A 24,222-nucleotide genomic window follows, 5' to 3' on the forward strand; every position below is an offset into this window, starting at 1 on the left:
CTATGGTCGTGCGCGGCGCGGGCAAGGCGAGGGACAGGCGGAGGTCAGTCTGAGTGCGTGCTTTGTGCACGTAGTCGTGTTTTGTCAGGCTTACCGCCAGCGTTCAGGGGAATCCGATCCACGATCAACACGTGCTCCGGCGCATGGGCGGGCGAGAATTTCTCACCGACGCGGGAACGGATATCGTCGGTGTCCACGGTGACGCCCGCTACGGGGGCAATCGCCGCGTGCAGGTGGTCAGTACCATCCGCAGCGCGGACGCCGTACACGACCGCCTCCGCGATCCCCGGGTCGGTGAGTATCTCCCGTTCCACGACCGTGGGGAAGATTTTCGCGCCGTCGATCTTGACGACGTCCGCCACTCGATCCAGCAGATGTAGGTAGCCCTGTGCATCGAGATATCCGACATCGCCGGTACGGCACCAGCCGTCGCGCAACACCGCAGCTGTGAGGTCCACGTCCAGATAGCCGTCCATGTTGTGCCGGGAGCTGGTCCAGACCTCCCCCATCCGTTCGGCGGGCAAGGTTTCGCCGGTCTCTGGATCGCGTATGTTGAGTTCGACACCTGGCAGAGGTCGCCCGACGGTTCCCACAAGGCGCGGATCTCTCTGCTCGTCGGGGGTGAGCAGCGTGGCCGGTCCGCCTTCGGAGGTGCCGTAGGCCTGGGACAGGATCGGTCCGATCACGCGCAGCGCCTCGACGATGCGTGCGGGGGCGGCCGCGCTTCCGGAGTAGACCAATCGGCGCAGACTCGTCCAGCCCGCCGCGGCGGCGTCCTCATAGCCCAAGCCGCGCAGATAGTCGAGCAGCCGATAGAGGTGGGTAGTGGCGATGAAACCGCGCGTCACCTGATGTTCGGCGACGGCCCGCGCCCACTGTGTGGTGTCGAAGTCCTCCATCAGCACGAGAGTCCCGCCGACGATCAGGGTTCCGTCAGCCATTGGACCGGCCATCTGTTCCAGCGAGGTACTGACGAGAGAGACGACATTCTGGGCCTCGGGCCCGAGGCCGATGGTGCTGTCGACCCACGCGTCCCAAGACCAGCGGGACTTCCTGATGCCCTTGGGGCGGCCGGTGCTGCCGCTGGTGAACCAGATGATCGCGAGGTCCTCCGGAGCTCCTGGCGCGGGAGCACCGGAGTCGGGCCGGTCCGCCGGGCCTGGCGCGATCGCGTCTGGGATGTCGACGCCGACCACCGGAATCCGGGTGTGCCACGCGAGTTCGGTTCCGCGCGTCACACTCTCGCGGTCGGCGTACAGCACGGCTGCGCCCGTCTCGCGCAGAATTGCGGTCTGGTCGGCGACCGACTGCATGACCGCGTTCGATCCCGGATTGGTCGAACGCAGATAGCAAACGGCCGCACCTAGCAGGAACGCCGCGTGCCGCACCGCGACCATGTCGGGGCTATTCGGCGCCGTGAGCACCGCGATCACGGAGCCGGGCCCCGCTCCCGCCTTTTTCAGCGCGTTATACAGGCCTGTCACGGAGCGAATGTGCTCCAGGCCAGAAATTCGCGCGCCACGGTAATGGAAAACGATTTTTCCGGGATTTTCCCACAATGCGTCCAATGCTGCGGCGACACTTCCGCCAACAGCCACCCACCAGCGCTCGCCTACGCTCATCAGGTCCCCCTCTTTATTTCTCGCCGCGCGGTGATCGACGCGCGCTCGACATTCAGTTCTGTTTCTCGTCTAGATGCCGGGCCAGGGCCTTTACTTTCTCGCTGGCCGCGAAGGCATGCCCTCGCGCATTGAGATGCAGACGGTCGCTGCTGTAGATACTCAGATCGGAACCGAGCGGATGATCGGTAAAATGCACATAGACGGCGCCGCATTCTTCCGCGATTTCCTTGGTGAGCTGCGCGAGCGCCCGGGTGGCGGCGCTGACCGATTTCGCGTATTTCTTCGGCACCAGCCCGGCTTCGGCTATATCGAACATCCCGAAGGTCACGACGTCGGATCCCTGGTTACGCAGCGCCGAAACGATCGCCATCAGGTCGCGCCGCACCACGTCCAGGTCGAAACCTGGACGCAGGAAGTCGTTCCCGCCGCAGATGACAAAGGACAGGTCGGGTTTGAATGCGAGCGCATCGGAGAGCTGAGTTTCCCGCACCTCCGCGGTGATCAGATCCCGCTGGCCCAGATTCAGTGCGGTGAGGTCGGGATGGATCTCGCGCAGGGTTCGCTCGATCCGGTCAGCCCACGACAGGTCCTGGTATCCGGTGACCGGTTCCCGGATACCTTCGGCGACACTGTCTCCAAGGGTGACCATTCGTTTCCAGGGTGCTCCGGCGAGCAGCGCCCGGGCGGCCTCCGCGGAGAGAACGTGCTCGTCGGTGGCTTCGGTGACCGTCATGTCCTCGGAACTCCTGCCTGTCGGATGGCGGTCGGCATCATCGTCCGGCCGGTGGGAGGGTGATGCAGAAGGGATGGCCCGCGGGATCGAGCAGTACGCGCCATTTGTCCGGCGCCGGCTGCGTATCGGGTTTCCGGGCACCGATAGCCAGAGCGGCGGCTTCCGCCTCGTTCAAGTCGTCGACGAACAAATCGAGATGCAGCTGTTTCGGAATAGAATCCGCTGGCCAGTCGGGCGGCCGATGATTCGCCACACGCTCGACCGTGATCATTACACCGTCTGCGCGTAATACTACCAATTCTTCCGATTCGTAAACCACCGCGAGGTCGAGCAGATCGCGGTAGAAGTAGCCGAGCCTCACGGTGTCGTCACTGTCAAGCGCAATTGCCGCCAATCTAGCCACCGCCATTGTCTGCCCCTCTCGTCCAGTGAATTACATAACTGTGGTCAATTTATCAGGAACTCATGGCTGCGGCTACTGGAGCCAAGCGCCGCTTGTAGTGTATCGGCAACTTCGCTCGCGTTCAGGTCCGTCAGTTTTTCCAGACGTGCCAGCGCCGCATTCGAACATCCCGTGCGCAGGTATTTGTGCCGGGCGATGGCCCGATGGTTTCGCCGGGTGTCCGGTCCGGCCATGCCGACGCAGCGGTCGCAGCTTCTCGAGACGCTCCGCCCGTTCGCGAAAACAATCTCCACGCGTGCCCCGATAGACATCGTGGCAGAGTCGAAGGTGCTCTCCGGCGGTCCCAGCCTGCTGCGCAGCAGCTCGAGGTCCGATTCGGGCAGATCTCGAATGATAGGCAGGCTTTCCATCCGGTCACCCGCCTGCCGCAGCAGTTCGCCGAGCGGCACCGTCGCGGTCACCATAGCTTCGGTGAGCGCCCTGTCCTCGACCACCCGGACCTTGTCGGCCAGCGCCCATAGCCGCTCGTCGCCGGTCCGGTCGTCGGCGAAGCTCGCGGTCTCGAGCCTGCCGCTCGTCAGAATCGCGGCAATTCCGTATCCCACGGAGAAGGTCAGCGCGGAGATCGCTGATTCCTCCCGACGCAGATGGGGGCACACCTTGGTGTCCAGCAGCACGGTGAGCAGCGAGGCGTGCACCACGATCTCCGCGATGTCGTCCAGTTCCTTCTCCTCGATCGCCGCGTACAACCGCTCGGCGCATTCGAACGCGGCCTGAAGATAGAAGCTGCCTGGGTAAGGTTTGAACGACAGGGTGTCGGTGTGCCAGCGCTCCCCCAACCCGCTGGTCACGGCGTCTTCCAATGGCCTCTCGGCGAGCGCGGCCAGCACCCCGTCCGGTCCCTCGAGGACGTCCGCGGCGCCGCGCAACCCGTGGATGGCCGCGTCGCAGGCGTCGAGCGCGGACCGGATCGGCAGCGCAGCCACGAACGCCTTGGCGTCGGAGGCCAGAAAGGACCTCTCGTGGGGGACGGGCAGGATGCCGAAGCCCAGTCCGAGTGCGTTCGTCCAGTCCGCCTCTGCCAGCCCGAGCCCGTGGAACCGCGCGACGACGGCCCCCACGATGTGGGGATAGGTCGAACTCTGCCCGCGGAAGATGGGCCCGAAGATGACGGCGGCCTGGAATCTGGCCGCGCACTCGTTTGCCGCGACGACGGCCGTGACGAGGTCCCTGCCGTCGCGCCCGAGTTCCCGCTGGAAGGCGAGCGGCACGTTGACACACGATGCCGACAGATGCCCGGAGTAGGCGACCTCGTCGTATTCGAAGCTCATGGACAGCGCCGACAGGACGAACGCCGACTGCTTGCCGGGCAGTTCCAGCGGCGACCCGAAGGCATTCACGAGGGACCGCCCGAGCGGATGCGCGAGCGACGCGCGCACCGCGGCGATGTCGGAGATGATCTGACTGCAGGCCAGCGCCACGGTATGCGGTGGAATGTCGTCGAACGTCAACGATCGAGCCCAATTCGCCAGGCGGGCAGTCAGACTAGGACCCGATGTGTGCACAGCGTTCATCACTATCCCCGTTCGGCCAGGTTGATCAGAGCGTCCAGCTCCATTTCGGCTATCTCCTCCGCGGTCACGGCTGGCGAGCCATCGGCGGCAGCCGCGCCGGATTCGTCGGGTGCCCGCGGCGTCTCCTCGTTGCGGCCGTACTTCTCGGGATGCCGGTCGCGCAGCACGCTCACCACGTGCCGAGCCAGCCGGAGCGGGCTCGGATGGTCGAAGATCGTCGAGACGGGCAGGCGGAGATCGACGATCGACTGCAGGCGATTGCGGAACTCGACCGCGGTCAGCGAGTCGAATCCGATGTCCTTGAACGCCGTGTCCGGCACGACGGCGAGCCGGCTCTCGTATCCGAGGATCTCCGCGGCGTGGGTCTGAATCTCGACGAGCAGGGCGTCCTGCTGATGCTGAAGGTCCATGGTGGCGAGCCGATCCAATAGATCGGAGCCTGGCGCCGCACTCGTCGCGGCCGCGCGTCGGTCGCGTCGCACCAGCTGGTCGAACAGGCCGGGCGTATCGGTCACCCGCACGATGTAGTCGGCGTCGAACGAGGCGGCCAGCAGAAACGGCAGGTCCGATCCGGCCACCCGGTCGAAGATGTCCAGCCCGACCTCGCGCGGCAGCTGTGACAGCCCACTGCGGCCGATCCGCGAGATATTCGCGCCGGACAAACGACCCGACATGCCGCCGGTCTCCTGCGCCCAAATCCCCCAAGCCACCGACAGTCCAGGCAGGCCGCAGAGCCGTCGGTACTGAGCGAAGGCGTCCAGATACGCGTTCGCGGCGGCGTAATTCGCCTGTCCGGGCGAGCCGAATGTGCCTGCGGCGGACGAGAACAAGATGAACGCCTTAAGCTCAAGGTTCTCGGTCAGCGTGTGGAGATTCCAGGCGACGTCGACCTTCGCGCGCAGCACAGTATTTAGTTGCTCAGGGGATAGGGTGTCGACCGTGCCGTCCGAGACCTGCCCGGCCGCACTGACGACTGCGGTCAGCGGGGTCTCGGCCGGGATGGAGTCAATCAGTCGTGCGAGTTGGTCGCGGTCCGCGGCGTCGCAAGCCACGATGCGCACCTCGGCGCCGCTCTCGCGCAGCTCGGCTTCGAGCCGGTCCGCGCCCGACGCGGACGGACCCGATCGGCTCGCCAGAATCAGTTGGCGGACACCGTGTTCGGCGACGATGTGCCGCGCGACCATCTCGCCGAGACCGCCGGTACCGCCGACGATCAGCACTGTGCCATGATCGTCGCCCCACGGCGGCAGCGATCGTGGTACGTCGACCCGCTGGATCCGTGGGACGTGGATTCGGCCGCGTCGGACCGCGATCAGAGGTTCCGCGTACCGCGCGACCTCGGCGGGGTCGAGGGAGCCGTCGGTGTCGAGCAGGGCGAATCGCCCGGGGCTCTCGTTCTGCGCGGCGCGAACGAGACCCCAGAGCGCGGCGGCGACCGGTTCGATCGTGTCGTCCCCGGGCACGAGGACGGCGCCGTGGGTGAGGATCGTCAGGCGCGATTGCTCGACGGGACAGGTCCGGATGGTGGTCAGGACGCTCTCAGCCAAGGTGTGCACCAGGTCGACACTCGGATTCGCCTCGAGCGCGATGTCGACGATCGCCGCTCGCGTGGTGCGGCCGTCGAAGACGGGTGGCGCGTAGCCCGCCTTGTGGTCGATGCGCACGATGTCGAATTCAGTGTCCGGTCGCGGCGCGGGTCGGCGACTGAGCGGCTGCCAGCCGAGGGTGTGCAGGAGACGGTCAGACGCACCTGCGGCACGCGCGATGTCCTCCAGCGACGCGGTGTGCAGACGGAGCGCGGTGACCGCGGCGAATTCGGAGCCGCTGTCGTCTGCGATCCGGATATTGAATTCGTTCGTTCCGGCCGGGTTTACGGTTGCCCGCCAGGTGGCGGTGGCGGCGGGCCGGACGGAGACGCCCTCCCACGCGAACGGCTGCGGGATCAAACCGGCAGGGACCTCGAATCCCGACGCCCCGATCGTCTGGACGACGGCGTCCAGCAGTACCGGATCCAGTTCGTAGCTGCTCTCAGCCGCGCCCGATTCGGCGCTGATCTCGGAATAGACCTGGTCGCCTCGTCGCCACAGCCTGCGCACTCGGCGAAACGCGGGACCGTACTCGATGCCCCGCGCGGACAGCCGCGCGTAGAACTCGTCGATGTCGACCGGATCCGCGCCTACCGGCGGCCACGTATCCGGCTCGGCTGGGGCCGGAATATACACGGCGGCAGCCAGTTCGGCGTGTGCGTGCAGGACCCATTCGCCGCCGTCGCCCTCACGCCGGGAATAGATCGATACGCTACGGTCTCCGCCGACGCCCTCGACAACCACCTGGAGCCGGAGAGCCGCCCGGTCCGGAATCACCATCGGCGCCCGCAGGATCAGCTCCCGTACCCTCGGGCATCCGACCTCCGTGCCCGCGCGCAGCGCCAGCTCGAGCAGCGCCGTGCCGGGCAGCAGCGCGGTACCGGCGACAGTATGGTCGGCCAGCCACGGATGCTCCGCGAGGGAGACCTGCCCGGCCAATGTCACGCCACCGCCGACCGGCTGCGGGATCACCGCGGTCACCAGGGGGTGGCCGACGGCGTCAAGGCCGTGGCCGCGGACCGATGCCGTGCTGCGGGCCTCCAGCCAATACCGTTGGTGCTCGAAGGCATATGTCGGCAGGTCCACCGGCCGGGTCTGCGTCCCGGCGAAACACCGCGACCAGTCGATCGTCCCGCCGGCGCAGAACAAGCCCGCGGCGGACCGCAGTATCCGCGCGCCACTGCCGTCGTCGCGGCGCAGGGTCTCCCCGATGTAGACGGATTCCCGCACTCCCGCCGCGTCGAAGACCTCCTCCAGCGCGACAGTCAGGACCGGATGGGGGCTGACCTCCACGAAGTAGCGGGCGCCGTCGGCGAACGCGGCTCGGACGGCGGCGTCGAACTGCACCGTCTCCCGCAGATTCCGGTACCAGTACTGGTCGTCGAACTCGGCGGTGTTGACCGAACCGCCGACGGTCGAGGAATAGAACGTCGCTACCGACACGCGGGATTCGATCTCCGACAAGGCACTCAGCTCGTGACGCAGGCTCTCCACCGACCGGGAATGAGACGCGTAGTCGACCGGAATGATTCGTGCTCGCACCCCGGCCGCCTCGTAATCGGAGACCAGTGCGTTGACCGCGTCGACACTGCCCGCGATCACAGTGGAGACGGGGCTGTTCGTAGCGGCGATGTCGATGTCGTCGCCGCGATCGGTGATTCTGTCCCGAATGGTCTCGGCCGCAAGGGCGATGGTGGCCATAGCGCCCTGTCCGGCGATGCGGGTGATGGCGTTGCTGCGGTAGGTGACGATGCGCAGGGCGTCGTCCAGGGACAGCGCGCCCGAGATGTGCGCCGCCGCGATCTCACCCTGCGAATGACCGATCACCCCGTCCGCCGTGACTCCCAACGACTCCCACACCCGCGCCAGCGACACCAGTACCGAGAACAACGCTGGCTGAACGACGTCCACCCGGTCCAGCCCCGGCGCACCCGCCGCACCCCGCAGCACATCGGTCAGCCGCCAGTCGACCAGTCCGGCCAGCGCCTGCTCACACCTGCCCAGATATTCGGCGAACACCGGCGAGGAATCCAGCAACTCCACGCCCATCCGCGCCCATTGCGATCCCTGGCCCGGAAAGACCAATACTGTCTTGCCCACCAGGCCCGCACGACCGGAGACGACTCCGTCGGAGCGACCGCCCTCGGCGAGCGTGCGCAAACGCGCCGTCAGCGCCGCATTGTCGGCGCCCACCACGACCGCCCGATGTTCGAATGTCGACCGTGCCGCCGCGGTTAGACCGACATCGGCCGGTCTCAATCCTGGGCTGCCAGCGATTCGCGCCGCCCAGCGCTCCGCTTGCCGCGCAACGGCATTCGCACTGCGGCCCGACAGCACCCACGGTACCGCTCCCACCACCGGGATCAGCTCCGCCGCGGCCGATTCGCGCTCTGGGGTGAGCGCGTCCGGTGCCTCCTCCACGATCACATGCGCGTTGGTGCCGCTGATCCCGAATCCCGACACCCCGGCGCGCCGCACGCGCCCGGCCGTGCGCGGCCACGGCCGACTCGCAGTCAGGACCTCCACGCCGCCATTTGCCCATTCGACCTGCGAGGACGGCCGATCGGCGTGCAGCGTCGCCGGCAGCTTCTCGTGCCGCAACGCCATCACCATCTTGATGACACCGGCCACGCCGGCGGCGGCGGACGCGTGGCCCATGTTCGACTTCACCGATCCGAGCCACAGTGGCTCCGAACGGTTTCGGCCGTAGGTGGCTTGCAGGGCGTGGACCTCGATGGGGTCGCCCAGCCTGGTGCCGGTGCCGTGCGCCTCGACGGCGTCGACGTCCGCCGGGGACACAGCGGCCTTCGCCAACGCAGCCCGGATCACGCGCTGCTGCGCCACACCGCTTGGCGCGGACAACCCGTTGCTCGCGCCATCCTGATTGACCGCGGAGCCACGCACCACACCCCAGACCCGGTGACCCAGCCGCAGCGCGTCCGACAATCGCTCGACGACGAGGACGCCCGCCCCTTCCGAGGGTACGAACCCATCCGCGTCCTCACCGAAGGCCTTCGACCGGGCGTCCGCCGCCAGACCGCGCAGCTGGGAGAACTCCACGAAGCCGGACGGCGTCGCCATCACAGTCACACCGCCCACCAACGCCAGCGAGCACTCGCCCGAGCGCAGGCCCTGTGCGCCGAGATGCAACGCCACCAACGACGACGAGCACGCGGTGTCCACCGACACGGCGGGACCTTCCAGTCCGAGCGTGTAGGCGACGCGACCGGACACCACGCTGATCGTGTTGCCGGTCAGTCGATATCCGTCCATCTCGGGTGTGGGCGCGGTGCCGTCCGCCGAATAGTTACTCGTACCGAGCACCCCGGTGTAGACGCCGGTGTCCGTGCCCTTCAGCGACCGCGGATCGATCCCGGCCGATTCCAGTGCCTCCCACGACACCTCGAGCAGCAGCCGCTGCTGCGGATCCATCGCCAGCGCCTCACGGGGACTGATCCCGAAGAATCCGGCATCGAACTGGCCGGCGCCTTCGACGAATCCGCCTTCCCGCACGTACGAGTGGCCCGGTGTGCCGGGAATCGGATCGAACACGCCGTCCACGTCCCAGCCTCGGTCCGACGGAAAGTCCGAGATCACGTCCCGCTCCCCCGCCACGACATCCCAGAATTCCTCCGGCGAGCTCACCCCGCCCGGGAAACGGCAACCCACGCCCACGATCGCGACGAGCTCGGAGTCGTGACCGGCGGCTACCGCCGAGGAAACGACAGCGGGCGACGTGGACTCGGGAACCATTGTCTCGCAAAGATATTCAGCCAGACCCAGTGGCGTCGGATAGTCGAAGACGACGGTGACCGGGAGCCGGACTCCGGTGGCGTTCTGGAGCCGGTTGCGGAAGTCGACCGCACTGAGCGAGTCGAAGCCCAGATCCCGGAAGGTGCTCGTCACCCGCACCTCATCGCTGACGCTGTAGCCGAGCGTCGCCGCGGCCTGGGTCGTCACGACGGAGAGAACAGTCGCCCGGCGAGCCGCAGCGTCAGACCCCGACAGCACCCGGGCCAGGTCGACACTCGACGGCGCACCGGCCTCGGAGGTTTCGATTCGATTCATCGGCGGCCGAGTGTCGGCACCCGACGGTGCGGCGTGCTGGAGGTCGAGTCGTGCCGCGATCGGCGCGGGCAGGGCCGCGGACACGGCGGCGTCGAACAGGTCCAGTCCTTCGTCCGCGGAGAGGGCGACGATCCCGGCGCGGCGCAAGCGCGCCCGATCCGATTCGGTGAGATGCCCGGTCATTCCCCCGTCCAGACCCCAGAGCCCCCAGGCGATGGCTGTGCCCGGCAGACCGCGGATGGACCGATACTGGATCAGGGCGTCGACGAACGCGTTCGCGGCCGCGTAGTTGGCCTGTCCGGGTGAGCCTAATTTGCCTGCGACCGAGGAGAATACGACGAAGAGGGCGAGAGCGACGTCAGCGGTCAGTTCGTGGAGATTCCACGCCACGTCGACCTTCGAATCGAAGACTGCGTCGAGATGCCGCGGCTCCAGGGCGGTGAAGGTGACGTCGTCGAGCGCGCCCGCCGCGTGGACGACGACGGTCAGCGGATTCGCGGCCGGCACGCTCGCGATCGCCGCCGCCAGTTGTTCCCGGTCTGCCGCGTCGCAGCGCCGAATGTCCACCGTAGCGTCGAGTTCCGCGAGTTCCGCGCGGAGCGAATCCGCGCCGTCGGCGGTGCCGCCGGCGCGGCTCAGCAGCAGGATGTGCCGCAGCCCATATCGGGTCACCAGGTGCCGAGCCAAAAGTCTGCCGATCTGCCCGGTGCCCCCGACGATGAGGGCCGTGCCCGCACGGTCGATCGGCACGGGAATCGTGAGGACATTCTTGCCGATGTGCTTGGCCTGGCTCATGTCCCGGAAGACTGCGGGTATCTGCCGGACGTCAGTGGCGACGCTCGGAATCAAGCGCAGTTCGCCGACGGCGAACCGGTCCATGACCTCGGCCAGCATCTCCGCGATCACTGCGGGGTCGACCGCGCCGAGCGTGAAGGCGCTATAGCCCGCGCCCGCGGATTCCCGCTTGTCGGTCTTCCCCATCTCGATATAGAGCCCGCCGGGTGTCACGAGACGCAGCGAGGCGTCGACAAATTCACCGGACAGCGATCCGAGGACGACATCCATGGCACGGCAATCGACGTCGTGGGAGAACTTCGCTTCGAAGTCGAGGGTTCGTGAATCGGCGATCCGGTCGTCGGTCAGTCCCCATGCGCGGACGGCCGCCCATTTCTCGGTGCTCGCAGTGGCGAAGACGTCGGCGCCCAGCAGTCGCCCGATCTGCACGGCCGCCATGCCGACGCCGCCGGACGCCGCGTGGACCAGCAGCTTCTGACCGGGCTGGAGATCGGCGAGTCGGACCAGCGCGTACCACGCCGTCAGGAACGCCACCGGGACACTCGTCGCCTGGGCGAAGGACCAGGACTCGGGCACGGGTACGAGCAGGCGATGGTCGGTCACCGCGAGCGAACCGACAGCGGGGATCACGCCGAGTACACGGTCACCTACGGCCAACTCGCGCACATCCTCGGCCACCTCGACGACGACGCCCGCGCCCTCACTGCCGATGAGCGCGGCCTGGTCGCTCACCATGCCCAGCGTGGTCACGACATCGCGGAAGTTTACGCCCGTGGCCCGGACCGCGACGCGAACTTGCCCCGGTGCCAACTCCGTTCGCGCTCCGGAGCGGGCGGACGCGACGAAATTCTCGCCGTCCAAGGTGCCGCGGTCACCGACCGTCAGTTCCCAGTCGCCGTCGAGGACCCGCTCGGCCCCGGTGATCGGTGCGGAGCCCTCCGCCGTCAGCCGCGGCGCCAGAAGGCGGTCGCGCCGGATCGCGAGTTGGGCGGCCACCGACGTCGTGGCCGCGGCGATCGCACGGTCCAGCTGGGCCGTGTCATCGACGTCCACGAGTACGATCCGCCCCGGGTTCTCGTTCTGCGCGGAGCGCAGCAGACCCCACAGCGGAGCGTGCAGCAGATCGTCCACGTCGTCTCGAGGGCCGACGGCGGTCGCCCGGCAGGTCACGACGATGAGCCGGTGCGTCGACTCACGGGCCAGCCAGCTCTGCACGCACGCCGCCACCCGCATCGTCTCCACCCGCAAGCGAGCAGACCATGTCCTGTCCTCGGTAACGTCCGCGTGCCGCAGTACGAGGACGGGTTGCTTGTCGTCGGCGGATGAGATGTCGTCGGGGGTAACGACTTCCACCCACACGACCGCGCCTGGGTGCGACGGCGCGGGGACGGGCACCCACTCGAGGGAGTAGAGGGACTGCCTGGCCGTACCGGCTGTGCGGGCGAGGTCGTCCAGTGAGGCGTCGTGCAGCCGTAGCGCATCGATGACGGCGAACTCGCGGCCGTCCGCGTCGGCGATGCGAATCCCGTACTCTCCAGATCCGGTCGGTGTCACCTCCGCTCGCCAGATCGTCGCGTCGGCGGGCGCGGCCGAGACCCCGGTCCAGGCGAAGGGCAGTGGCACCATACCGTCGGCGGTCTCGAGACCGGTCGCGCCGATGGTCTGAACAACGGCGTCCAGCAGGGTGGGATGCAGGCGGTAACCCGCTGTGTCCCTGGCTGATTCGTCGAGCGCCACCTCGGAGAAGACGCGCTCGCCCGCGCGCCACAGGCGCCGCACCCGACGCAGCGCCGGGCCGTACTCGTACCCTCGGGCGGCGAGCTGCCGGTAGAAGTCGTCCACATCCACGGCGGTAGCCTCAGCGGGCGGCCACAGTTCCGGCCTGCCCGCCGCGCGGGGGAAGGCACCGGGGCTCAGTTCGGCGCGGGCGTGGCAGATCCACTGCCCGGGATCGCGGTCGCGACGGGAATGGATCGTCGCCTCGCGGCTGCCGTCCGTTCGCGGTCCGCTGACCTCGACCTGAACCTGCAGCGCGGCGCCGTCCGGCACAATCATCGGAGCCTGCAGGATCATCTCGCGGACCGCGGTGCAGTCCACCTCCGCGCCCGCACGCAGCGCCATCTCCACCAGCCCGGTGCCAGGAACCAGCACGACGCCGGCGAGGGCGTGGTCGGCCAGCCACGGATGGTCCGCGACCGAGATACGACCCGCCAGCACCACGCCACCGGACGGCTGCGGGATCACGACACTCACCAACGGGTGATCGGAGACGCCCAATCCGTGTCTGCGCACCGAGGATTCGCGGCGGGCCTCCAGCCAGTATCGCCGACCCTCGAACACGTAGGTCGGCAGATCGACGCGCCGCCCGAGGGGAAGCGCCCTTGACCAGTCGACCGGAATCCCGGCAAGGTGCAGGCCGACCAAGGACTCCGCCATGCAGCGCGGCCCCTCCTCGTCGCGGCGCAGGGAATGCCGGACCACGGGCGCGGTACCGAACGCGTCGCCGAGGGACTCCAGGTCCGCCGATAGCACCGGATGCGGACCGACCTCGACAAAGACGCGGACGCCGTCCGCGCTCATCCGCTCGACACCGTCAGCGAATCGCACGGTGGCGCGGATGTTGCGGAACCAGTAGTCGGCGGTGGCGGTGCCACCGGCCATCAGCTCTCCCGAAACCGTGGAATACCAGGCGATGTCGGCGTCACCTTCGCCGGGGCTGAGATCGGCCAGGTCACGCAGGAGCACCTCCTCGAGCGGATCCATGAACCGGGAGTGGGAGGCGTAGCGCACCGGCAGTTTCCGGACGAAGACGCCGTCGAGCTCGAACCGGGCGGCCAGATCCTCCAGCGCGTCGGCCTCGCCGGACAGCGCGATCGATCGCGCGCTGTTGACCGCCGCGATCGATATCCGGTCGGCGCCGATCTCCTCGATCCTCGCCTCGATATCGTCGAGCGGCGCGCCGACCAGCAGCATCCGCCCGTCCCCGGGGACCAACGACAGTGCGGACGACCGGCGAGCAACGACACACGCGGCGTCGGACAGGGACAGCACACCCGCCACATACGCGGCCGCGATCTCGCCCTGGGAATGACCGATGACGGCGTCCGGGTGAATTCCGTTGTGCCGCCAGACCGCAGCGAGGGACACCATGACGCAGAACAGCAGCGGCTGCACGACCTCGTCCCGCTGGATCAAGTCGCGGTCGGCGGCAGTCAGGCGGACGGCGACCGACCAACCCAGATATCGGTGAAAGGCAGTGTCGCACCGATCGAATTCGCGCCGGAAGACCTCGGAGTGCTCGTACATGTCACGAGCCATTCCGAACCATTGACTGCCTTGCCCCGGGAAGACGAACGCGATCCGCCCGGACGCGGCGCGTACGTCGGAGGCGCGCATGACGTGGCTCGCGGTGCCGGAGTCGGCCAGCGTCGCGAGACCGCCGAGGAGTTCGGCCCGATCCCGCGCGATGATGACGGCGCGTTCCTCGAGGTGGGCGCGGTGCGAGGCGAGCGTGGTGGCCACGTCGCGAATGTCCAGCTCGGGCTGCTCGGTCAGATGGTCACGCATCTTTCCCGCGAACACACGCAGGGACAGCGCGCTTCGCGCCGACAGCGGGATGGGCAGGTGCGGCCGGGAAACGTCCTCCGGTACCGCCGCGAGGTCGGCGGGAATCGGTGATTCCTGGAGTACCACATGGGCATTCGTGCCCGAGAGCCCGAATGCCGACACTCCGGCCGTGCGTACGCGGCGCGGATCCCGCCCCCACGGTCGCGCGGCCTCGACCAACTCGATACCGGCGCCGTCGAGGTCGCCGACTGGTCGTTCGGCGTGCACGGACGCAGGAATGGTGTCGTGCCGCAACGCGAGGATCGACTTGATCAGTCCCGCCATGCCCGCGGCGGCCTGGGTGTGACCGATATTGGACTTCACCGACCCGATGCGCAGGCTGGGTGCGTCGCGGTCGCGGTCGCCGAAGACGCGATCCAGCGATCGAGCCTCGATCCGGTCGCCCAGAGTCGTCGCTGTGCCATGCGCCTCCACGTAGTCCACGTCCGAGTGTTCGAGCCCGGCATCCCGCAGGGCCGCGGCGATCACCTCGTCCTGGGCACGACCGTTCGGCGCACTCAGCCCCTGGCTACGGCCGTCCTGGTTGACAGCCGACCCGCGGATCACCGCAAGCACCGGGTCGCCGTCGCGCACCGCGTCGTCGAGACGCTTGAGCAGGATCATGCCGCAGCCCTCGGACCAGACCGCGCCGTCGGCGTCGGCGGCGAAGGGGGCGCAACGCCCGGTCGGCGAGAGCACGCCCAGTTTGCCGAATTCGACGTGGGCGTCCGGCGTCAGCAGCAGGGTCGCGCTGCCGACCAGGGCCGCGTCGCACTCGCCGCGGCGCAGCGCCTGGACGGCCAAGTGCAGCGAAACCAGCGCGGAGGAGCAGGCCGTGTCGACGGTGAGGGCCGGGCCGTGGAGGCCGAAGGTGTACGCGAGACGCCCGGAGGCGACGCTGGTGGCGGTGCCGGTGGCGACGTAGCCGTCGAGCCGGTCGAGCTCGAGGCCGGCGAGGTACTGGCCGCCGAACATGCCGATGTAGACGCCGGTTCTGGTGCCTTCCAAGTCTTTCGGAACGATGCCTGCCCGCTCCATTGCCTCCCAACCGAGCTGTAGCAGCAGCCGCTGATGCGGATCCATCGCGTCGGCCTCGCGCGGGCTGATGCCGAAGAACGCGGCATCGAAGGTCTTGACGTCGGATAGGAAGCCACCGCGCAGACCTTCCGGCGCAAGTTCCCAGCGGTCGGCCGGCACCTCGCCGACGACATCGCGGCCCTCGGCCAGCAATTGCCAGAACTGTTCCGGTGTCGCGACATCGCCGGGGAAGCGGCAGGCCATGGACAGCACGGCGATCGGCTCATCGCCGCTGCTACCGCCGACGGAATCGGCAGGTCCGATCCGGTTGCCCGCGAGCGCCTCGGCCAGCGACCGGATCGTCGAGTGCTCGAAGATCAGGCCCGGGTCGAGGGGTCTGCCGAGCCGCTCGGACACCGTCCCGGTGATTTCGACGAGGCGTCGCGAGCCCAGCCCCAGTTCCGCCAGCGGCCGGTCAGGTGCCACCTCGGATTCGGCGAGACCGCACTGCGTCGCGACGATGTCCCGCAGCAGCAGCTCCATATCGACCGCTCCCGCGGGACGCCGTGCGACGGGCGATAAATGTCGGGAAGGCTGATCGGCGGCCGCGCTCGTGGCCGAGTCGCTCTCCACCGCAAGCACATTGGGCAGAGCGCCCGCGAGATACGCACTGCGGCACGCCTGCCGCTGAATCTTGCCGCTGCTGGTCTTGAAGATCGACCTCGCGGCGATGAGCACGATGTCGTGCAGGCGCACAGCGTGATCGGACGCGATACGTTGCCGCACAGCGTGTTCAGAGTCCTCGAGGGCCGCCGGTCCCGCCGCCCGAACCTCGGCGACGATGACGACACCCTCGGTTTCACCGGTGTCGACCGAGAAGGCCGCGACCCCGCCGGGGCGGATGTTGTCGTGCGCCAGCTCCACCGACTGTTCCAGATCCTGCGGATGCAGATTTCGGCCGTCGACGATCAGCAGATCCTTCAGTCTTCCCGTGACGAACAATTCGCCATCGCGGAACACGCCGAGATCGCCCGTGCGCAGGAAGCCGGTCCGGCCGTCGGCCAGAGTCGATCCGAACACTCCGGCGTCGGCGGTCGGCCCACCGACATAACCGGGCGAGACCGACCCGCCGGACACCCAGATCTCGCCTTCCTGCCCGTCATCGCATGCGGCACCGGTCGCCGCGTCGGCGACGACCACGGTGGTGCCCGGGACCGGTCGACCTGCCCCGACGATCTCCCGGTCCGCGCCCGCGCCGGGCGCGGCGGGAATGGTCTCGATCGTAGGTTCGAGCCCGAGGGGAGCGGCGCTGACGATCAGGGTGGCCTCGGCGAGACCGTAGACGGGCTGGAAAGCCGTACGCCGGAAGCCGGATTCGGCGAAGGTATCACCGAATCGGCGCACCGTGGCGGCCCTGACCGGTTCCGCGCCGCAGAACGCGACGCGCCAGCTCGACAGGTCGAGCCGTTCGATGAGTTCGGCCGTCGCGCGCCGGGCCGTGATCTCGTAGGCGAAGTTCGGCCCACCGCTGTTGGTCGCCCGGAAACGCGAAATCGCGTCGACCCAGCGTTCAGGCCGCTGGACGAAGTGCAACGGCGAGAGCAGCACTGCGGTACCGCGCGAGTAGATCGTACCCAGCACGGGACCGATGAGTCCCATGTCGTGGTACATAGGCAGCCAGCTCACCGCGACCGTGCGGTTGCCGCGGTCGTCATGTCCCATCGCCGCGCCGATGGACGACTGGTTGTGCAGCAGGTTGCCGTGGGTGACGATCACACCCTTCGGCGCCGAGGTCGAGCCCGAAGTGTATTGCAGAAAGAGCACAGAGTCGCCCGAAAGGTCCGGTGCCCGCCACGCGGTCGAGCGGTCCGTCGGGATGTCGTCGGTGGCGACCGCGGGGTTGCGCAGCCCCAAGTCGGCGAAGGTGCTGCCCGCCGAGCCCACAAGATCCAGCACGCCGTGGCTGGTGAGCACGACCGAGACATCCGCGTCCCGCACCACCTGTCCGAGCCGTCGCATCGCGCGATCGAAATCGGTGGAATACGGCAGCGGCACCGGCACCGCCACGACGCCCGCCACGACGCAGCCGAGGAAGCTCTCGATGAACTCGAGGCCGGGGGCGTAGACCAGCAACGCCCTCTTCCCCTGATACCCGTGCTCCTGCAGATGGGCGGCGATGGCGCGCACCCGCAGGCCGAGCTCGCGGTAGGTCAGGAGGTCGGCCGGGCCGTCCGCGTCTCCGGATCGGAGGAAACGGTAGACGAGCTCGTCGGCGAGTGTCTCGCATCGTTCCAGCAGGACGTCGAGGTAGGTCGGGTCAGTTGTCATCGTTCACTTCCCAGCAACTCGGCTGTGGGGCTTTGCTGCGACGCCGCCACGAAATGCTTGTCCACCGGCCGACGCAGGCGCCACCAGTAGGTGACGCTCCATCCCGGCCACACCTGACGGTTCTTGCCCGCCTTGTCGAGGAACCAACTGGTGCATCCGCCGCTGTTCCACACCGATCCCGACAACCGCGACCCGACGAATTCGTTGAAGGCCTTCTGCGCGCCCGACTCGACCTCGATCCGCCGCCAGCGCCTGCGGCGCATATGCCGGATGCACTTGACGATGTAGCTCGCCTGCACCTCGATGGCGAACAGTATCGACTGGTGACCGCTCCCGGAATTGGGTCCCATCATGAGGAAGAAGTTCGGGAATCCGTTGACGCTGGTGCCCAGATGTGCTTCCATTCCGTCGCGCCAGACCTCGGAGAGGAGTGTCCCTTCCCGGCCTGCGACGTGGTCCAGCGCGATGCGCTCGTCGGTGCGGAAGCCCGTGCAGTACACCACCACGTCGAGTTCGTGCACTGCGCCGTCGGCAGTCCGCAAGCCTGATTCGACGAATTCGGAGATGTGGTCGGTCACCAGCCGGACGTTGGGCCGCTGCAGAGCGGGATAGAACTCGCTGGTGATCAGGAAGCGCTTGCAGCCGGGGCGGTAGTCCGGAGTGAGCGCGGCGCGCAACCGCGGATCGGAAACCTGCCGCGCGAGAAACCGTTTGGACACCGCGCCGAACACGGTCATGAGCGCCGGGTGGAAGAACGCGACGACGACGAGCTCGTGGATCCAGTAGTTCAGGTAACGCTGGATCTTCTGGGCGGCCGGGAACCAGCGGTAGATGGCGCGCTCCGCGGGCAGCAGTGGGCGGTTCGTCCGTGGCAGAACCCATTGCGGCGTGCGCTGGAAGACGTCAACGCGCGCCGCGTATTTCGAGATCTCCGGCAGGATCTGGACGGCACTGGCGCCGGTGCCGACCACCGCGACCCGCTTGCCGCGCAGATCCACCGAATGGTCCCACTCCGCAGAATGGAACGCGGCGCCGGTGAATCGGGACCGCCCAGCGATGTCGGGCACCTTCGGCCGGTGCAGTACACCGGTCGCGTCGACCAGAATGTCGGCGGAGTAGGCGGCGTCGGCCGCGGTCACCGTCCAGGCGGCCTCGGTGTCGTCGTAATCGTAGCTGCGCACCTCGGTGTCGAAGATCATCTTCGAGTAGAGGTCGTGGTCGCGACAGAGACCCTCCGCATAGGCCAGGATCTCCTGCTGAGTCGCGTACATCTGCGTCCAATTGCGATTGAGCGCGAAGGAGAACGAGTACGTGTAGGCCTTCACGTCGCACGCGCTGCCGGGGTAGGTGTTGAATCGCCACACACCGCCGACGCCCGAGGCCTTCTCGAGGATCCGAAAGTCGGTGATGCCATCCTTCAGCAACCTCAGCGCGACGCAGATCCCCGACAGCCCCGCCCCGACGATCAGAACATGTACTCGATCCGGGTGACTGGATTCAGTGCTCATCTTCATCCGATCGTTTCGATTCGCTGGTCCGACCAGACTCGAGTGCGCGGCGACGCGAGAACGTCGATCGCCGAGGGCAATATCTCGACCTCGACCGACGCCGCGTCGGTCGAGGCCAGTTCGCCGTCGTGGTCGATCTGCAGCGGGTGTCCATCGGTGCGTTCTATCCGCACGTTCTTTCCCGTGCGGTAGCTGCTGCCCGCGGCGGTGTCCAGGGTGCCGTTCACGCACGAGGTCGCGAAGTCCTCTCGCGACATGGTGGCGCTCACGACGCAGATGTCGAGCAGACCGTCGTCGAGGACGGATCTCGGCAGCAGTTCGAGGAATCCGCCGCGATAGCGGCTCCCGCCGATCAGCACCGCGAGAATGTCAGTCTCCGCGAACAGCTCTCCGTCGACAATCACCCGGCCTGGGTAGGCCCGGTAGGACCGCAAAGCCAGCAACGCCGCCTCCGCCAGCTTCTCCCGCCCATCTGACCGGAGGGTGCGCGAGACCGTGAGCGCCTCCGGCAGCAGGCCCGCCGAGATGCCGAGCAGCGCAGGCGTGCCCAGGCTCGTGATCAGGGCCATGTCCATATGTTTGCGCAGGTGGTCGCCCGTGTAGAAGACGTCGCGGACGACCTGCGGCCACGGCTCGTCGTCCCACAGACAGCGGTAGTTGGAGTTTCCCGTGCCGCCGGGCGCGACGAGCAGCGCGGGGCGACCGCCCTCCAAATGTGTTGTAGCCCGGTATATTCCGCGCGCTACCTCGCCCGCGGTGCCGTCTCCGCCGATCGCCACGATGACGTCCACATCGCCGGCGGCGGCGAGCTCGTGGGCCAGGACCTCCGCGTCACCGGCGGATCGGGTGATCGATTCGTCGAGCACGACGCCGTCCTGCTCGCGAAGGACGGCGACGATATCCGCGGGACTGCCACCCGCGAGCGCGTTGGTGATCGCGGCCACCCGAGTGCGCCGCGCGGTCGGCGCGGCGCCGGGGCCGGTTGCGGAGGGGGCAGGATTCGAACCTGCGTGGGCGTGCAGCCCAATCGAACGAGTCGACTCCCGATCGGCCACTTTGGGTACCCCTCCCTTAATTGTTCAGATCATATTGATGGCACGAAGCAAACCTGAGATCTTCCCAGGTGTCAGTCGCCCTCGATATGCCAGATAATCCGGAATGATGAGCTCCGGATTCCATTTCAGCTTGTATTGCAGCTGAGTCTCCGCCGGATAAATCCAACTGCCATGATCATAGAGTTTGTCGAGCAGAAAAGCCAGGGTCCGATTCCGGGTATCGACGATGTCCGCAGACATTTCCGTGAATGGCGTCATTCCGAAATGCAGGAAACCGCAGCCCTCCTCGGAGAACTGTTTGACGGCATGCCAGTTAATGGCCTCCATCGTTCCCGGCGGGGCGACTTCTACCCGTCTACTCAGATCGTGCAGCCAGCCGCTCTGCGCCCCGTACACCGGAGAGTACGACACGTATCCGACAACTTCGCGGCCGATCGTTCCGACGAACAGTCTTCGCAGGTCTTGTACTTCGCCGCCGACCTCGCCCACCATGAATTCCATCTCGCGGGCGAACCGCCCCTTGAGCCGGAGCCACCTCCTGTCGATCTCGTCGATATAGGCCCGCACTTCGAAATGTTGCACTTCGCGGATCTCGAGCCCAGCTCGGATTGCTCGCGATATCTTGTTGCGGAGTTTGACGAATTTCTTGCCACCCAGCGTGTAACCGTCCAGGTCGACGGCGTAGGAGGATCCGAACTGGTTCACATGATAGCCTCCAGCCGCGTAAACGAGCGCGTCGTCAGGTAGCAGCTGCATGGCGGCGAGATGTTTCTTGTGGCTCTCGGCGAAGCCCACAAATGCCTGGAGCAGCGCCGGTTTCGCGGTCGATTCGGTGAATGGCCCGCCGAGCTGAATGAGATATCGCCCCACCTCGCGGTAGAAAATCGCCCCGTCGATATCCGGCACCTGGAATTGCTTGTTCCCCTGATTGAGTGCCAGGAATCCGCTGGGGTTGTGCGACCATTTCCGCAGCGCCGCGACTCCGCGACTGTCGGGGGCGGTGACGAGTTCGATCGTCATGCCGCCGACTCCTTCAGCAACAGTTCGAGGAGAAATCTGGTCAGCGCGGCCGGCGTCGGGTGCCGGATCACGATGCCTGTGGGTAGTCGCAGTCCTGTCATCGCGGTCAGTCCGTTCCGGAGTTCTGCCGCGGAGACGGAGTCGAGGCCGATGTCCGTGAAATCGGTCTCGGCGGTGACCGGTTCATGGCCGCTGCCGCGGAGCGTCTCGTTGATCTCGTCGCAGATGATGTCGAGGAGCGCGGCGTAGCGGTCGGCGGGCGCGAGTCGTTTGATCTTCTCAGCGATGTCGTACTCGGGGTGCAGAGTGGACAACGACGCCGGTGGGTGGCCGGTGTTGGCGGGCGCGGGGCGGGCCTCCAGCCAGTACCGCTGCCGCTCGAACGCGTAGGCCGGGAGATCCACTCGCCGTGTGCCGGTGAAGCATCGGGACCAGTCGACGTGTCCGCCCACGCAGAACACCCCGGCGGCGGAAAGCAACAGTCGGTCGGCTCCGCCGTCGTCGTGCCGCAATGTCTCCCCGACGTACACCGGCTCTCGGTCCTGTGCGGCACCGAGAATCTCTTCAAGGGCGTCCGTCAAGATCGGCCGAGGGCTGACCTCGATGAAACAGCGTGCGCCGTCGGCGTATGCGGCGTGCACCGCGGCGTCGAAGCCCGCTGTCGCGCTCGGAGCCGTGCGCCAGTATTCCTCGTGCACACCGTCGGTATCGAGCAGCCCGCCCGCGGCCCGGGAGTAGAAGTTGACTGCCGACCTCGCGGCTTTGGTTCGCGCCGAGTCTGTTTCGGTTTGCCGCACGAGGATCCGCAGGGCGTCGTCGAGCGACAGCGCGCCCGCGATGTGCGCGGCGGCGATCTCACCCTGCGAGTGACCGATCACCCCGTCCGGCACGACACCCAACGACTCCCACAGCCGCGCCAACGACACCAGCACCGAAAAGAGCACCGGCTCAACGACATCCGCTCGATCCAACTCCGGCGCGCCCTCCGCACCTCGCAGCACGTCGGTCAGCCGCCACTCGACGAGTTGAGCCAGCACGTGTTCGCAGCGGCTCATGTACTCGGCGAACACCGGTGAGGAATCCAGCAGCGCCACACCCATCCCCGGCCACTGCGAACCCTTCCCTGGAAATACCAGGACGGTCCCGCCCGCCACCCTGGCTCGACCAGCCACCACCTCACGACCGGCGACTCCCTCGGCGACGCCTCTGGAGCTCGTCAGCAGGCCCGCCCTATCCGCACTCACGACAACCGCGCGATGCTCGAACACCGACCGGCCGGCCAGCGTCGCACCGACATCGACCGGCCGAAGCTCCGAATCATCGGACACGCGTGCCACCAACCGTTCAGCCTGCCGCGCAACGACCTTCGCACTCCGGCCCGAGACCACCCACGGCACCACGCCGACCACCGGCACAGCCGCGCCTGGCGGATCGACCGCCGCCGACTCGCGCCACTCCGCGATATCCTTTGGGGCCTCTTCGATAATCACATGGGCGTTGGTCCCGCTGATCCCGAACGCCGACACCCCGGCGCGGCGCACCCGGTCGGCGCCACGCGGCCACGGCCGACTCCACGCGAGCAGTTCCACGCCACTTCCGGACCACTCGACCTCCGAGGACGGCGGATCCGCGTGCAGCGTCGCGGGCAATACCTCGTGCCGCAACGCCAGCAGGGTCTTGATCAGGCCCGCCGCGCCTGCTGCCGATTGTGTATGTCCGACATTGGATTTCACCGATCCCAGCCACAGTGGCCGATCCGCCGGGCGGTCCCGGCCGTAGGCCGCGACCAGTGCGTTCGCCTCGATCTGATCCCCCAGCGGCGTCCCCGTGCCCTGCCCCTCGACGACGTCGATCTCACCGGGCGCGATTCCCGCTCTCGCCAGCGCCGTGTGGATGACCCGTTGCTGTGCCACACCGCTCGGCGCGGACAATCCATTGCTCGCGCCGTCCTGATTCACCGCGGAACCACGCACCACGCCCCACACCCGATGACCCAACCGTATCGCGTCCGACAACCGTTCCGCCACGACGACGCCGATCCCCTCCGACGGCACGAACCCGTCCGCATCCTCCCCGAACGCCTTGCACCGGGCATCCCCCGACAGCGCGCGCAACTGCGAGAATTCGATGAACCCCGAGGGCGTGGCCATCACCGTCACGCCACCCACCAGCGCCAGCGAGCACTCTCCCGCGCGCAGACCTTGTACCGCCAGGTGCAACGCCACCAGCGACGACGAACACGCCGTGTCCACCGACACTGCGGGTCCCTCCAGACCCAGCACATACGCCACGCGACCGGACGCCACGCTCGCCGTGCCGCCCGTGGCGAGGAGACCGCCCATGGTATGGGCGGTTTGGCTGAAGCCCTGCGCGCCGTAGCCTTGATAGGTCAGGCCGGTGTAGACACCGGCGTCGGTGCCCCGCAGCGAGTGCGGATCGACTCCCGCCGATTCCAGTGCCTCCCACGACACCTCCAGCAGCAGTCGCTGCTGCGGATCCATCCCGGTCGCCTCGCGTGGACTCACCCCGAAGAATTCCGCATCGAATTCGCCCGCGTGTGTAATGAAGCCACCTTCACGCACGTACGACCGTCCCGGCATCCCCGGGACCGGGTCGAATAGGCTGTCCACGTCCCAGTATCTGTCCGAGGGAAATTCCGAGATCACGTCCCGCTCGCCCGACACCACATCCCAGAACTCCTCAGGCGAGGAAACCCCACCTGGAAAACGGCAGCCCACACCCACGATCGCCACGGGTTCGGCCGCCCGCTGTTCCAGCTGCTCCGCTCGACGCTTCCACGATTCGCGCTCGGTCAGCGCCTTTCTGAGCGCGTCCACCACTGACTCGGAGTCATGGCTCACGGTGGTCATATCTGTTCAACCCCAAATATTCGATGTAGCAAAGAAA

Annotated in this window: 9 protein-coding genes and 1 tRNA gene; all 10 read right to left on the reverse strand. The window is 67.5% G+C overall.

Annotation, left to right across the window (positions count from 1 at the left end):
- Nucleotides 1–44: 44 nt before the first annotated feature.
- Nucleotides 45–1,622: an AMP-binding protein gene (locus ACFXKN_RS04270; RefSeq protein WP_379432351.1), complete on the reverse strand. Its 1,578-nt coding sequence runs from the start codon at nt 1,620–1,622 to the stop codon at nt 45–47.
- Between the two features lie 52 nt (nt 1,623–1,674).
- Nucleotides 1,675–2,355, reverse strand: a complete 681-nt coding sequence (locus tag ACFXKN_RS04275) for an SGNH/GDSL hydrolase family protein (protein ID WP_379432352.1) — start codon at nt 2,353–2,355, stop codon at nt 1,675–1,677.
- 37 nt (nt 2,356–2,392) lie between these two features.
- Entirely contained in the window at nt 2,393–2,764 is a 372-nt protein-coding gene (locus ACFXKN_RS04280) for a VOC family protein (RefSeq protein WP_379432353.1), read from the reverse strand.
- A gap of 38 nt (nt 2,765–2,802) precedes the next feature.
- A complete protein-coding gene (locus ACFXKN_RS04285; protein ID WP_379432354.1) occupies nt 2,803–4,332 on the reverse strand; it encodes an MmgE/PrpD family protein in 1,530 nt (509 codons plus the stop codon).
- 2 nt (nt 4,333–4,334) lie between these two features.
- A complete protein-coding gene (locus ACFXKN_RS04290) occupies nt 4,335–17,732 on the reverse strand; it encodes an SDR family NAD(P)-dependent oxidoreductase (RefSeq protein WP_379432355.1) in 13,398 nt (4,465 codons plus the stop codon).
- A complete protein-coding gene (locus tag ACFXKN_RS04295) occupies nt 17,729–19,240 on the reverse strand; it encodes a flavin-containing monooxygenase (protein ID WP_379432356.1) in 1,512 nt (503 codons plus the stop codon). The genes ACFXKN_RS04290 and ACFXKN_RS04295 overlap by 4 nt, the downstream gene beginning before the upstream one ends.
- A 2-nt stretch (nt 19,241–19,242) precedes the next feature.
- The gene (locus tag ACFXKN_RS04300) at nt 19,243–20,184 is read right to left on the reverse strand and encodes a diacylglycerol/lipid kinase family protein (RefSeq protein WP_379432357.1); all 942 of its coding nucleotides are present in this window, start codon (nt 20,182–20,184) and stop codon (nt 19,243–19,245) included.
- A 41-nt stretch (nt 20,185–20,225) separates the two neighbouring features.
- Nucleotides 20,226–20,310 (reverse strand) — tRNA-Arg (locus ACFXKN_RS04305).
- 9 nt (nt 20,311–20,319) lie between these two features.
- Nucleotides 20,320–21,315 (reverse strand): bifunctional lysylphosphatidylglycerol flippase/synthetase MprF, encoded by a 996-nt coding sequence (locus ACFXKN_RS04310; RefSeq protein WP_379432358.1) that lies wholly within the window; start codon nt 21,313–21,315, stop codon nt 20,320–20,322.
- A complete protein-coding gene (locus ACFXKN_RS04315; RefSeq protein WP_379432359.1) occupies nt 21,312–24,185 on the reverse strand; it encodes a type I polyketide synthase in 2,874 nt (957 codons plus the stop codon). The genes ACFXKN_RS04310 and ACFXKN_RS04315 overlap by 4 nt, the downstream gene beginning before the upstream one ends.
- Nucleotides 24,186–24,222 lie beyond the last annotated feature (37 nt).

It is taken from the genome of Nocardia sp. NPDC059195 (assembly GCF_042754695.1).
GTDB lineage: Bacteria > Actinomycetota > Actinomycetes > Mycobacteriales > Mycobacteriaceae > Nocardia.

Excerpts from the sequence above, each read along its gene's own strand:
- ACFXKN_RS04315 (WP_379432359.1), bottom strand. The coding sequence starts at position 24,185 with ATGACCACCGTGAGCCATGACTCCGAGTCAGTGGTGGACGCGCTCAGA.
- ACFXKN_RS04275 (WP_379432352.1), bottom strand. The coding sequence starts at position 2,355 with ATGACGGTCACCGAAGCCACCGACGAGCACGTTCTCTCCGCGGAGGCC.
- ACFXKN_RS04290 (WP_379432355.1), bottom strand. The coding sequence starts at position 17,732 with ATGACAACTGACCCGACCTACCTCGACGTCCTGCTGGAACGATGCGAG.
- ACFXKN_RS04295 (WP_379432356.1), bottom strand. The coding sequence starts at position 19,240 with ATGAGCACTGAATCCAGTCACCCGGATCGAGTACATGTTCTGATCGTC.
- ACFXKN_RS04285 (WP_379432354.1), bottom strand. The coding sequence starts at position 4,332 with ATGAACGCTGTGCACACATCGGGTCCTAGTCTGACTGCCCGCCTGGCG.
- ACFXKN_RS04310 (WP_379432358.1), bottom strand. The coding sequence starts at position 21,315 with ATGACGATCGAACTCGTCACCGCCCCCGACAGTCGCGGAGTCGCGGCG.
- ACFXKN_RS04280 (WP_379432353.1), bottom strand. The coding sequence starts at position 2,764 with ATGGCGGTGGCTAGATTGGCGGCAATTGCGCTTGACAGTGACGACACC.
- ACFXKN_RS04270 (WP_379432351.1), bottom strand. The coding sequence starts at position 1,622 with ATGAGCGTAGGCGAGCGCTGGTGGGTGGCTGTTGGCGGAAGTGTCGCC.